General features: G+C 61.7%; 13 protein-coding genes and 1 other RNA gene. 10 read left to right on the top strand and 4 right to left on the bottom strand.

Going from position 1 to position 11682, the window contains the following annotated elements:
* Positions 1-5: 5 nt before the first annotated feature.
* A complete protein-coding gene (locus OSC50_RS25865) occupies positions 6-563 on the bottom strand; it encodes a YecA/YgfB family protein (RefSeq protein WP_181076400.1) in 558 nt (185 codons plus the stop codon).
* 137 nt (positions 564-700) lie between these two features.
* Between OSC50_RS25865 and OSC50_RS25860 the strand changes: the two genes are divergently transcribed.
* The 4 genes from OSC50_RS25860 (at position 701) to OSC50_RS25845 (ending at position 2121) form a co-directional block, all read left to right on the top strand.
* A complete protein-coding gene (locus tag OSC50_RS25860; protein ID WP_007982902.1) occupies positions 701-910 on the top strand; it encodes a TIGR02449 family protein in 210 nt (69 codons plus the stop codon).
* A complete protein-coding gene (locus OSC50_RS25855; protein WP_181076399.1) occupies positions 907-1224 on the top strand; it encodes a cell division protein ZapA in 318 nt (105 codons plus the stop codon). The genes OSC50_RS25860 and OSC50_RS25855 overlap by 4 nt, the downstream gene beginning before the upstream one ends.
* 30 nt (positions 1225-1254) lie before the next feature.
* Positions 1255-1433: non-coding RNA, 6S RNA (gene ssrS / locus OSC50_RS25850), on the top strand.
* A 58-nt stretch (positions 1434-1491) separates the two neighbouring features.
* The gene (locus tag OSC50_RS25845; RefSeq protein WP_266247547.1) at positions 1492-2121 is read left to right on the top strand and encodes a 5-formyltetrahydrofolate cyclo-ligase; all 630 of its coding nucleotides are present in this window, start codon (positions 1492-1494) and stop codon (positions 2119-2121) included.
* A 7-nt stretch (positions 2122-2128) separates the two neighbouring features.
* On the opposite strand, the gene OSC50_RS25840 is transcribed toward OSC50_RS25845, so the two are convergent.
* Positions 2129-2275: a hypothetical protein gene (locus OSC50_RS25840; protein WP_181076398.1), complete on the bottom strand. Its 147-nt coding sequence runs from the start codon at positions 2273-2275 to the stop codon at positions 2129-2131.
* A gap of 195 nt (positions 2276-2470) precedes the next feature.
* On the opposite strand from OSC50_RS25840, the gene OSC50_RS25835 reads away from it, so the two are divergent.
* The 4 genes from OSC50_RS25835 to OSC50_RS25820 all read left to right on the top strand — a co-directional run bounded on the left by OSC50_RS25835 (position 2471) and on the right by OSC50_RS25820 (position 7856).
* Positions 2471-2920: an EVE domain-containing protein gene (locus OSC50_RS25835; protein WP_266247402.1), complete on the top strand. Its 450-nt coding sequence runs from the start codon at positions 2471-2473 to the stop codon at positions 2918-2920.
* A gap of 138 nt (positions 2921-3058) precedes the next feature.
* Positions 3059-4024, top strand: a complete 966-nt coding sequence (locus OSC50_RS25830; RefSeq protein ID WP_253509752.1) for an HlyD family secretion protein — start codon at positions 3059-3061, stop codon at positions 4022-4024.
* A complete protein-coding gene (gene rbbA / locus OSC50_RS25825) occupies positions 4021-6738 on the top strand; it encodes a ribosome-associated ATPase/putative transporter RbbA (RefSeq protein WP_266247405.1) in 2718 nt (905 codons plus the stop codon). The genes OSC50_RS25830 and rbbA overlap by 4 nt, the downstream gene beginning before the upstream one ends.
* On the top strand, positions 6738-7856 hold the full coding sequence (locus OSC50_RS25820) for an ABC transporter permease (protein WP_181076392.1): 1119 nt from the start codon (positions 6738-6740) through the stop codon (positions 7854-7856). Before rbbA ends, OSC50_RS25820 begins: the two co-directional genes overlap by 1 nt.
* 19 nt (positions 7857-7875) lie before the next feature.
* Here OSC50_RS25820 and OSC50_RS25815 read toward each other — a convergent pair whose 3' ends face one another.
* Positions 7876-8292, bottom strand: coding sequence for a flagellar basal body-associated FliL family protein (locus OSC50_RS25815; protein ID WP_034101391.1), 417 nt, complete (start codon positions 8290-8292; stop codon positions 7876-7878).
* A gap of 149 nt (positions 8293-8441) precedes the next feature.
* Here OSC50_RS25815 and OSC50_RS25810 point away from each other — a divergent pair, with 149 nt between their 5' ends.
* Both OSC50_RS25810 and glpT read left to right on the top strand, forming a co-directional pair.
* Positions 8442-9419, top strand: a complete 978-nt coding sequence (locus OSC50_RS25810) for an NADPH:quinone oxidoreductase family protein (protein WP_181076390.1) — start codon at positions 8442-8444, stop codon at positions 9417-9419.
* Positions 9420-9604: 185 nt separating this feature from the next.
* On the top strand, positions 9605-10942 hold the full coding sequence (gene glpT / locus OSC50_RS25805) for a glycerol-3-phosphate transporter (protein ID WP_181076389.1): 1338 nt from the start codon (positions 9605-9607) through the stop codon (positions 10940-10942).
* Here glpT and OSC50_RS25800 read toward each other — a convergent pair.
* On the bottom strand, positions 10926-11591 hold the full coding sequence (locus OSC50_RS25800; RefSeq protein WP_181076387.1) for a gamma-glutamylcyclotransferase: 666 nt from the start codon (positions 11589-11591) through the stop codon (positions 10926-10928). The genes glpT and OSC50_RS25800 overlap by 17 nt on opposite strands.
* Positions 11592-11682: the final 91 nt, after the last annotated feature.

Genomic DNA, 11682 nt, shown 5'->3' with positions numbered 1-11682 from the left:
CTTTCTCAGTGCAGCGACGGCTTGGGCGCGGCAGGTTCAGCGGATTTTCGGGTCTCGGTGAACAGCAGCAGCGGCGCGACGCGCAGGTATTCCATGACTTCCATGTAATCGCCTTCGCCGTCTTCGGACTCTTCCAGCGCGTCTTGCACTTGGGAGATGGCGGCCAGGTCCTGCAGCACTTCCTTGGCGTCGGTGCTCAGCTCCAGGCCGCCGGCGTTCACGCCGAAACCATGGAGGAAGCCCTGGCACCATTGGCCCAGCGCGGCGGCGCGCTCGGTGAGCGGCGCGTCGTCGGTCGGCAGCAGCAGAACCACGGTGATGTCATCACCGGTCAGCTCGCCCTTGACCATTTCCTGCAGGCCGATCAGCGCATTGCGCACGTTGTCTTCGGGCTCTTTTTCCAGCAGCTCGGCCACATCGGCGAGCCAGTTGTCGGCGTCGAAACCAACACCGGTGCAGCTGCGACCCAGCAGTACGCCGTGGAGCTCGGCGGGGGAGCAAGGGTGACCGCTGGCGTTCAGCAGAGTGGAAAAAGCGTCGTACGGGGAGTTCTTAGTGGGCATGATGAGCTAGGCGCCAGGCGGCGCGATGTCTAGAATGAAGCGCTGTATCCTAGCACCGGCAGACGCACCCGACTATCAAGGGCGTCAGATCGTTTATCCTGCAGTCGCCATTCATCAGACAAATCCAGTGGAACCCAATGGAAGACACCGACCTGCAAGCGCTGATGGCCAGACTTGAGCTGCTAATTACTCGGGTCGAGCAACTTAAGAGTCAAAACGGACTCCTATTAGCTCAGGAAAAGACCTGGCGCGAGGAACGCGCTCACCTCATTGAAAAAAACGAAATCGCCCGGCGTAAGGTCGAATCGATGATTTCGCGCCTGAAGGCCCTGGAGCAAGACTCATGAGTTCAAGCAATAGCGTCACCGTGCAGATCCTCGACAAAGAATATTCGATCATCTGCCCCCAGGAAGAGCGCAACAACCTGGTGAGCGCCGCCCGCTACCTGGATGGCAAGATGCGTGAAATCCGCAGCAGCGGCAAAGTCATCGGCGCCGACCGCATCGCCGTAATGGCCGCGCTGAACATCACCCATGACCTGCTGCATAAGCAGGAACGCCCGGATGTACAGGCCAGCGGCTCGACACGCGAGCAGGTGCGCGACCTGCTCGAACGCGTGGACCTGGCGCTCTCCAGCGACTCGGATGCACCCAAGGGCTGATTGCCGCGTCTGTTTAAGGTATACTCGCCCCACTCCCTGGCGTGTTTGCCAGTCGGCGATGTCCCTGAGCCGATTCGCACTACCCTGGAAGTTGCACGTTGGGCTGGTGTGCATGTCCGCTAGACGGAAAGCCTTAAAGCCTACTGCTTCTTCCACCTTGAACTTTCGGGTTCAAGGGCTAAGTCGACAGCGGCTCTGTCGGGGAGCCTGAATTCCCAAACTCAATGCCAGTCCCAGGACTGGCATTGTTTTATGAGCCAAACAGCCATGACCGAACCTGCGCCGCTTTCCCGCCCGCAACTTCGACGCCTGTTGCGCAAAGCCCGCCGCGCCCTGACGCCGAGCAAGCAACGCGAGGCCGCACAGGGCCTGTATCGGCAACTGGCACAGCATCCGCTGTTTCGCCGGTCCAGACATATTTCCTTGTATCTACCGACGGACGGTGAAATCGATCCGCGCCTGCTGCTGCGCGCCGCCCAGCGCCGGGGCAAAGCCACTTACCTGCCGGTGCTCAGTGCGTGGCCGCGTACGAAGATGGTGTTCCAGCGCGTGCGGCCTGGAGAAAAGCTGCTGCCTAATCGCTTTCGCATCCTGGAACCACGGGGCAATATCCGCCAGCAACGCAAGCTGTGGGCGCTGGACCTGGTACTGATGCCGCTGGTGGGGTTTGATGATGAAGGTGGCCGCCTGGGCATGGGGGGAGGCTTCTATGACCGCAGCCTCGCTTATCTTGCCCGACGCCAGCATTGGCGCAAGCCGACCTTGCTGGGTCTGGCCCATGAATGTCAGAAGGTTGATCGCTTGGCGCAGGCAAGTTGGGATGTGCCGATGGTTGGCACGGTGACGGATAAGCAGTGGTATATCGCAGAAGCGTCGCTGGAATCAGCGACGCCTTGAAGCCAGATTAACGCTTGTACTGTTGTTGCACAGGTGACAATTCAACCGGCGCATCGGTCTTGGTCGACCACAAGCTCTGCGCATACCCGGTGGTCACGACGCCCAGACCAAACAAAATAACCAATATCCATAGTAAATCCGGTTTACGTTGCATCGATTGCCCCCCTTCAGGCACCTCGTACACGATGACAACAACGTTCCAAAGTAGTCCGTTGCAGCGGCGTCAAGCTTAAAATCCCGGCATTTTGCGTTAACGTGAACCAACACGCAAACCTTGACGCCAACCGACTGTCGGTTTGTCCGGTAATTGCCCGACAACTTGCCCAATGCCTGTTTGAGGAGCCCAAGAATGGCCTACTGGCTGATGAAATCCGAACCCGATGAACTCTCCATCAAAGGCCTGGAAAAGCTCGGCGAAGCTCGCTGGGACGGCGTGCGCAACTACCAGGCGCGCAATTTCCTGCGCGCTATGGCGGTGGGCGATGAGTTCTTCTTTTACCACTCCAGTTGCCCCGAACCGGGCATTGCCGGCATCGGTAAAATCATCGAGGCCGCCTACCCGGACCCGACCGCACTGGAACCCGACAGCCATTACTTCGACGCCAAAGCCAGCCCGGAAAAAAATCCGTGGAGCGCGATCACCGTCGCTCATGTCCAGACCTTCCCCAAAGTACTGGGCCTGGGTTACCTGAAACAGCAGACAGCGCTCGCCGAACTGCCTCTGGTGCAAAAAGGCAGCCGACTCTCGGTAATGCCGGTCACCGCCGAGCAATGGGCCGCCGTACTGGCGCTGCGCTAGGCACAGAACCCTACGGTCACGCTCACGCCGCAAGCATCTTCGCCGCAACCACGTTAGGCTTGCCCTTCATTTGACCGGTATCAACGCCCGCAGCGGCGATACCGTCAAACTAGGACGCTAACGCAGCAGGATGCTTCCATGTCGACCAACCCTCGCACTTCTCAGCTGTTTGCCACCCTTCTGATCGCATTGCTGGTCGCCGCCGGCGGGTTCGGTTATTGGAAATCCACCCAGGACCGGTTGCCCGACGGTCTGAGCATGGGCAACGGTCGTCTGGAATCCACCGAAGTGCAGATCGCCGCGAAAATCCCTGGGCGCCTGGCCGATGTGCGGGTGGACGAAGGCGACAAGGTGCTCAAGGGGCAATTGCTGGCGCGCATGGACACCCGCACCCTGGAGGCCCAGCGTGCCCAGGCCGAAGCCGAAGTGGTGCGCGCCAGGGAAAACCTCGCCGCCGCTGAAGCCAACGTGCAACTGCGCCAGAGCGAACAACTGCTGGCCAACCAGGAACTCAAGCGCACCCAGGAGCTGTACAAGCGCGGCTTCGCCAGCAGCCAACTGATCGATCAGCAGCAGGCGCGGCACAACACCGGCAATGCAGCGGTGGTCGCCGCGCTGGCGCAGGTCAATTCGGCCAAGGCCGCCATTGGCGCTGCCCAGGCGCAAGTGGCTCAGCTCACCAGCGAAATCGATGACAGCAGCCTGCGCGCGCCTATCGACGGCATCATCCAACTGCGCCTGGCCGAGCCCGGCGAAGTGCTCGGTGCCGGCGGTCGCGTGTTGCTGCTGATCGATCCCGAGGATCAATACATGAACCTGTACTTGCCCGCCTCGGTGGCCGGTCGCCTGACAGTGGGCAGTGACGCTCGCATCCTGCTTGATGCCCTGCCCCAGCAGGCGCTGCCGGCGAAAATCACGTTTGTCGCGGCCAAATCGCAATTCACCCCCAAAGAAGTGGAAACCCGCGATGAGCGGCAAAAACTGGTGTTTCGCGTCAAGCTGCGCCTGACCCAACCCAGCGCCGTGCCGCAGGCCAAGCCCGGCATGCCGGGCGCCGGTTACGTGCGCACGGCCGATATAGACTGGCCGGCCAACCTGCAATGACCGGCCTGGCACTGCACGCCACGGGGATCAACCACCGCTACGGCCAGCAACAGGCGCTGGTCGATATTGCGTTCAGCCTGCCCGCCGGCACGCGTTGCGGGCTGATCGGCCCGGACGGTGCGGGCAAATCCAGCCTGCTGGGCCTGATCGCCGGGGTCAAGAAGCTGCAGGCCGGCCAGCTCGAGGTCCTCGGCGGTGCAATCACCGACCGCCGCCATCGCAATAGCCTGTACCCGCGCATCGCCTTCATGCCCCAGGGCCTGGGCGGCAACCTGTACCCCGAGCTGTCGATCCGCGAAAACATACGCTTCTTCGCCACGCTGTTCGGCTTGTCGAAAACCGAGTGTGATCGGCGCATGCACAGCCTGCTGCTGGCCACCGACCTTGAACGCTTCGCCGAGCGCCCCGCCGGCAAGCTGTCCGGGGGGATGAAACAAAAGCTCGGCCTGTGCTGCGCGCTGATCCACGAGCCCGACCTGCTGATCCTCGACGAGCCCACCACGGGTGTCGACCCGCTGTCGCGCCGACGCTTCTGGGAGCTGGTCGAAACGGTGCGCCGCGAACGCTCGCAACTGACCTTGCTGGTCGCCACCGCCTACATGGAAGAAGCCGAGCAATTCGAACACTGCCTGATGCTCGATCGCGGCACGCTGATCGCCAATGGCTTGAGTCATGACCTCGCCGCCGCCACCCCCAGCGGCAAACTGGATGAGGCGTTCACCCACTTCCAGGGCGACAGCGCTCACGACAAAGCGCCGCTGGTGATCCCTCCGAGGGAAAGCGCCAGCACCGACATCGCCATCGAGGCCCACGACCTGACCCTGCGCTTTGGCGACTTCACCGCGGTGAACAAGGTCAGCTTCGCGATCGGCCGTGGGGAGATCTTCGGCTTCCTGGGCTCCAACGGCTGCGGCAAGACCACCACCATGAAGGTCCTCACCGGGCTGATGCCGGCCACGGAAGGCAGCGCGACGCTGCTGGGCAAGACGGTGGACGCCAAAGACCTGGCCACCCGCAAGCGCGTGGGGTTCATGTCCCAGAGTTTTTCGCTGTATGGCGAACTCAGCGTGCGCCAGAACCTGGCGCTGCATGCGCAATTGTTCGACTTGCCCAAGGCCGACAGCGGCCCGCGCATCGACGAGCTGATCCAGCGCTTTGAGCTGACCCACGTTGCCGAACAGCCGTCGGGCGAGCTGCCGCTGGGCCTGCGCCAGCGCCTGTCCCTGGCGGTCGCGGTGCTGCATCGCCCGGAAGTGTTGATCCTCGATGAGCCGACCTCCGGCGTCGACCCGGCCGCCCGGGACGATTTCTGGCGGTTGCTGATCGAGCTGTCCCGCGAGCAAGGGGTGACGATTTTCCTGTCCACCCACTTCATGAACGAGGCCCAGCGCTGCGACCGCATCTCACTGATGCACGCCGGCAAGGTGCTGGCCTGCGACACGCCGCACGCGCTGCAGCAACAATTCAAAGGAGAGACCCTGGAGGCCGCATTCGTCACGTGCCTGGAGCAGGCCCAAGGTGAAGCCGAACCCGCCGCGCCGAGCCAAACCGTCAGCGAAGCCAGCGCACCGCTGCAGGGCAAGCGCGGTTTCAGCCTGGCGCGCCTGTTGGCCGTGGCCAGCCGTGAAGGCAAAGAACTGTTGCGCGACAAAGTGCGCATGGCCTTCGCGCTGCTCGGGGCGATGTTCATGATGGTGATCTTTGGCTACGGGATTTCGCTGGATGTGGAAAAGCTGGCGTTCGCTGTCTACGACCAGGACCAGACCGCGCAAAGCCGCGCCTATCTGGAAGCGTTTCGCAGCTCGCGCTATTTCGCCGAACGGCCGCCCATTCAGGATGCGGATGAACTGCACCGGCGCCTGCAACGCTCGGAAATCAAACTGGCATTGGAGATCCCGCCGGGCTTCGGCCGCGACCTGTACGCCGGGCGCCAGCCCACGGTGGCCGCCTGGCTCGACGGCGGCATGCCGTTTCGCGCGGAAACCAGCCGTAACTATGTGGAAGCCGTACACCTGGGCAACCTTCAGCAATTGGCCGAATTGAGCAGCCTGCCGCGCAGCCCGCAAGCCGCCGCCAAACTCGAAACCCGTTTCCGCTATAACCAGGACGTGGTCAGCGTAAATGCCATCGGCCCTGGGGTGATGGCGCTGATCCTGGCGTTTATCCCGGCCATGCTCACCGCGCTGGGCATCGTGCGTGAAAAGGAGCTGGGCTCAATCACCAACTTTTACGCCACGCCGCTGACCCGCCTGGAATTCCTGCTGGGCAAACAAGCGCCATACCTGCTCGTGAGCCTGGTCAACCTGGCCCTGCTGGTGGCAATGAATCGCTGGCTGTTTGGCGTGCCATTCAAGGGCAGCGGCCTGGCATTGGCATTCGGTGGGCTGCTGTATGTGCTGGCCACCACCAGCATGGGCCTGCTGATTTCAGCGTTCACGCGCACCCAGATCGCGGCGATCCTCGGCACGATGATCATCACCAGCCTGCCGACCATCCAGTTCTCCGGGCTGATCGTGCCGCGCTCATCCCTGGAAGGCGCCGCAGCGCTGATGGGCATGCTGTTTCCGGCCGGGCACTTTTTGGATATTGCGGTGGGCACCTTTACCAAGACTCTGGACCTGCGCCAGCTGTGGCCGCAGTGCCTGGCGCTGTTCGGGTTTTTTGTCGGGTTCACCGGGCTGAGCCTGGTGATGCTCAAGAAGCAGGAGGTCTGATGCATAAGTTTGCGCATATCCTGCGCCTGGGCCTGAAAGAACTCACCAGCCTGCGCCACGACAGCGTACTGCTGCTGTTTCTGTTTTACGCCTTCACCGTGGCCATTTACATGCCCGCCGCCGGTTCGGTGATTGGTGTGCATAACGCTAGCGTGGCGCTGGTGGATGAGGACCATAGCGCCCTGTCCCGGCAACTCGGCGAGGCCCTGCAACCGCCGGAGTTCCAGGCGCCGGCGGCGTTGCCCTACAACCTGCTGGACCAAGCCATGGACAGCGGCGAGTACACCTTCGTGATCAATGTGCCGGCCAATTTCCAGGCCGACCTGCTGGCCGGGCGCCAACCCAGCGTGCAGGTCAACGTGGACGCGACGGCCATGAGCCAGGCGTTCATGGGCGCCGGTTACATTGGCCGGATTTTCCAGCGCGAGTTGCTGAGCTACAGCGGCCAGGCCGATGCCGCCGCACAGACACCGGCGCGGCTGACCACTCGCTCGCTGTTCAACACTAACCTGGAAGGCGGCTGGTTCCTGGCGGTGATCCAGATCGTCAACAACATCACCATCCTCGCCATCGTGCTGACCGGCACCGCCCTGCTGCGCGAGCGCGAGCACGGCACGCTTGACCATTTGCTGGTGCTGCCGCTGACTGCGCTGGAAATCATGCTGGCAAAAATCTGGAGTAACATGCTGGTGGTGGTGTTGTGTACCTGGGTATCACTGGAAGTGGTGGTCAAAGGCTTGCTGGGCGTACCGCTGGCCGGCTCGCTGGGATTATTTCTATTGGTGACGGCGTTGTACCTGTTCGCCAGTACCGCCCTGGGAATTTTCCTCGCCACCCTCGCCCGCTCGACCCCGCAATTCGGGTTGCTGGCGATTCCGGTGATTATCCCCATGCTGTTGCTGTCCGGCGGCAGCACGCCCCTGGACAGCATGCCCGAGTGGCTGCAGTGGGTGATGCAGGGCTCGCCGTCGACGCATTTTGTGAGCCTGAGCGCGGCGATTCTGTTCCGCGACGCGGGTGTGGGCGTGGTGTGGCCGGATTTGCTGGCGTTGACCGCGATCGGCCTGCTGTTTTTCGCCGTGGCGCTGGCGCGGTTCAGGAAGAGCCTGGCGTCCTGAAACCGCGCACCTGGTGTGCTTACTGGATGATCAGGTTGTTGAACAACAGGTCTTCGACCATCGGCTTGCCGGTCTCATCGTTCATCACTTGCTGAGTTTGCTTCAAGGCTTCCTGGCGCAGTTTTTCCTTACCCTCAACGGTGCTCATCGCCTCGTTGGTCTGCTGAGTGAACAGCGCCACCAGTTGGTTGCGGATCAATGCATCGTTGGCTTTAACGGCGGCGGCCGCTTCGGTACCGGTCACGCGCAGGGCGATGTCGGCCTTGAACACTTTGAGTTTTGCCGTGCCATCCAGGCCATAGTTACCCACGAACGGCGGGCTCAGGCTGATATAGCTGACCTTCGGCGCCTCGCCTTCTTTGCCTTCCTTGGCTTCTTCGGCCTGTACCGCCATCGGCAGGATCAAGGCCAGCATCAACAGAATCCGCGCTTTCACAATTCATTCCTCACATTCGGTGCCCGGTAGCATAACGCTAGCAAGGCTGAGCACAAGCTTATGGCGACTTATCAGGCCGGGGCATGCTTGTTGACCCAGGGGCCTGCCCTCCTACACTTATCGGCCACGACGCCAAAAGGAATAGTCCGATGAAAGCTGTGCTGTGCAAAGCCTTCGGCCCCGCCGAAACCCTGGTGCTGGAAGATATCGCCAGCCCGGCGATCAAGAAAAACGAAATCCTGCTGGACGTGCATGCCGCCGGGGTCAACTTTCCCGACACCCTGATCATCGAGGGCAAATACCAATTCAAACCGCCCTTTCCGTTCTCGCCGGGCGGTGAAGCCGCAGGCGTGGTCAGCGAGGTGGGAGAAAAAGTCAGCCATTTGAAGGTGGGCGATCGCGTCATGGCGTTGACCGGCTGGGGCAGCTTTGCCGAGCAGGTCGCGGTGCCGGGCTACAACGTGCTGCCGATCCCGCCGAGCATGGACTTCAACACCGCCGCCGCCTTCAGCATGACTTACGGCACCTCGATGCATGCGCTCAAACAACGGGCTCACCTGCAACCCGGCGAGACCCTGCTGGTGCTCGGTGCCTCCGGTGGGGTGGGCCTGGCCGCGGTGGAAATCGGTAAAGCCATGGGCGCCCGGGTGATCGCCGCCGCCAGCAGCGCCGACAAGCTCGCAATCGCCAAGGCCGCGGGTGCCGATGAATTGATCAATTACAGCGAAGCCAGCCTGAAGGATGAGATCAAGCGCCTCACCGACGGCAACGGCGCCGACGTGATCTACGACCCAGTGGGCGGTGACCTCTTCGACCAGGCCGTGCGCGCCATCGCCTGGAACGGCCGCCTGCTGGTGGTGGGATTTGCCAGCGGGCGCATCCCCGAGCTGCCGGTGAACCTGGCGCTGCTCAAGGGCGCGGCGGTGGTCGGGGTGTTCTGGGGGTCGTTTGCACAACGCCAGCCGCAGGATAACGCGGCGAACTTCCAGCAACTGTTTAGTTGGTATGCCGAGGGCAAGCTCAAGCCGTTGGTGTCGCAGGTGTATCCGCTGGAGCAGGCTGCCCAGGCCATCAATGACCTCGGCCAGCGCAAGGCGGTCGGCAAGGTCGTCGTGCAGACCCGCTGACTAACCTGAAATGCAATCAAACGTGGGAGGGGCAAGCCCCTCCCCCATTTAATCTCTGGTGTTCGTAAGAGAACATGCAATTGCTCTCATTTTCCTGTGGTGGCGCTTAAGCGGCGATGCTATTTTCGGTAACGAAACTGTAACATTCGCATCCGCAGTCAAAACAAGAAATCTGGAGCTCTTGAATGTTTGCTTTCTTTCGTCCTGCCGCGCACCAGGCGCCCCTGCCTGAAGAAAAAATCGACAGTACCTACCGACGTCTGCGCTGGCAGATCTTCGCCGGTATTTTCTTCGGGTACGCCGGTTACTACCTGCTACGCAAAAACTTCTCCCTGGCCATGCCTTACCTGATCGAAGACGGGTACAGCCGTGGCGAACTGGGCCTGGCGATGTCGGCTATCGCGATTGCCTACGGCCTGTCCAAGTTCCTGATGGGCCTGGTGTCCGACCGCTCCAACCCGCGCTACTTCCTGCCCTTTGGCCTGTTGGTCTCGGCGGGCGTGATGTTCATTTTCGGTTTCGCGCCTTGGGCGACGTCCAGCGTGACCATGATGTTCATCCTGCTGTTCATCAACGGCTGGGCCCAGGGCATGGGCTGGCCGCCGAGCGGACGGACCATGGTGCACTGGTGGTCGCAGAAGGAACGCGGCGGCGTGGTGTCGGTGTGGAACGTAGCGCACAACGTCGGCGGCGGCCTGATCGGCCCGCTGTTCCTGTTGGGCATGGCGTGGTTCAACGACTGGCATGCGGCGTTCTATGTACCGGCTACCGTGGCCCTGGCGGTGGCGGCGTTCGCCTTCATTACCATGCGCGACACCCCGCAATCGGTCGGCCTGCCGCCTATCGAGCAATACAAGAATGACTACCCGGAAGGCTACGACGCCAGCCACGAAGACGAATTCAGCGCCAAGGAAATCTTCGTCAAATACGTGCTGCGCAACAAAATGCTGTGGTACATCGCCTTTGCCAACGTATTTGTCTACCTGCTGCGCTACGGCGTACTGGACTGGGCGCCGACCTACCTCAAGGAAGCCAAGCACTTCACGGTGGATAAATCGTCGTGGGCTTACTTTTTCTATGAGTGGGCGGGCATCCCGGGCACGCTGCTGTGCGGCTGGATGTCGGACAAGATCTTCCGTGGCAATCGAGGCCTGACCGGCATCGTGTTCATGGGGCTGGTGACCGTTGCGACTCTGGTGTACTGGTTGAACCCGCCAGGCAATCCGACCGTGGACATGATCGCGCTGGTGTCGATCGGTTTCCTGATCTACGGCCCGGTGATGCTGATCGGTCTGCAGGCGCTGGAACTGGCACCGAAGAAGGCCGCCGGCACTGCCGCGGGTTTTACAGGGTTGTTCGGTTACCTGGGTGGTTCGGTGGCGGCAAGTGCGGCCATGGGCTACACCGTTGACCATTTCGGCTGGGACGGCGGTTTTGTGCTGCTGATCGGCGCGTGCCTGCTGGCCATCGCATTCCTGATCCCGACCCTGTGGCACACCAACAGTGTCAGCTCGGCCCGTTAAGCGCCTGAGCCCCTTTTGCACACCGCTTGAGCCGCGCCTCCAGGTTCTTATCTGGCATGGCGTGGCTGCGCAGGGCGTTGACGGTTTGTTCGACATAGTCGCGCGTCGTACCGTAACGCCCGCTCGCGCTTTGCAACACATGGTTGAGCACGATGTCGGGCAGGTTGCCGGCGTAGCTGGGCAGGTGCCGCTCCAATACAAACCCCAACGCCTGCACCTGAGTACCATCCTCCAGCCGGCAACTGAGCCAGTGCGGTCGGTACGAGGGATAGGGCATCTCGCGCTGCCATAAGGCATACAGCGAGGCTTCCAACTGATCCTCGGGCAAGCGATAGGCAAACCCGCTGCACGATCCGCCTCGATCCAAGCCAAAGACCAACCCCGGCAACTCCGGCGTACCACGGTGCTCATGGGACCACAAATACAGGCCGCGGTGATAACCGTGGACCCGCGCCCGTACCCGCTCGGTCGACGAGCATTCAGGTCGCCAGATCAATGAACCATACGCAAACAGCCAGACCGGCCCGCCCTTATGCCGGGCCATCGTGGCCTGCATGGAGCTCATTAACTGTTCGTGAGTGAGTTGCGGTCCCAGATCGAGCCGCGGAGGGTAAGCCAACTGCAGAAGATCGGTTTCAATGACGGTCATGGCGAAAAGCGGTGCGCCTCCTGTGTAACCAGTTGTAAGCGACTTTAGCGTAATAAAACGCGCCGCAGGAACCGTTAAGGGAAAAAGTCCG

The sequence above is a fragment of the Pseudomonas quebecensis genome, from assembly GCF_026410085.1.
GTDB lineage: Bacteria > Pseudomonadota > Gammaproteobacteria > Pseudomonadales > Pseudomonadaceae > Aquipseudomonas > Aquipseudomonas quebecensis.
This window is presented reverse-complemented; position numbering and strand designations above follow the sequence as displayed.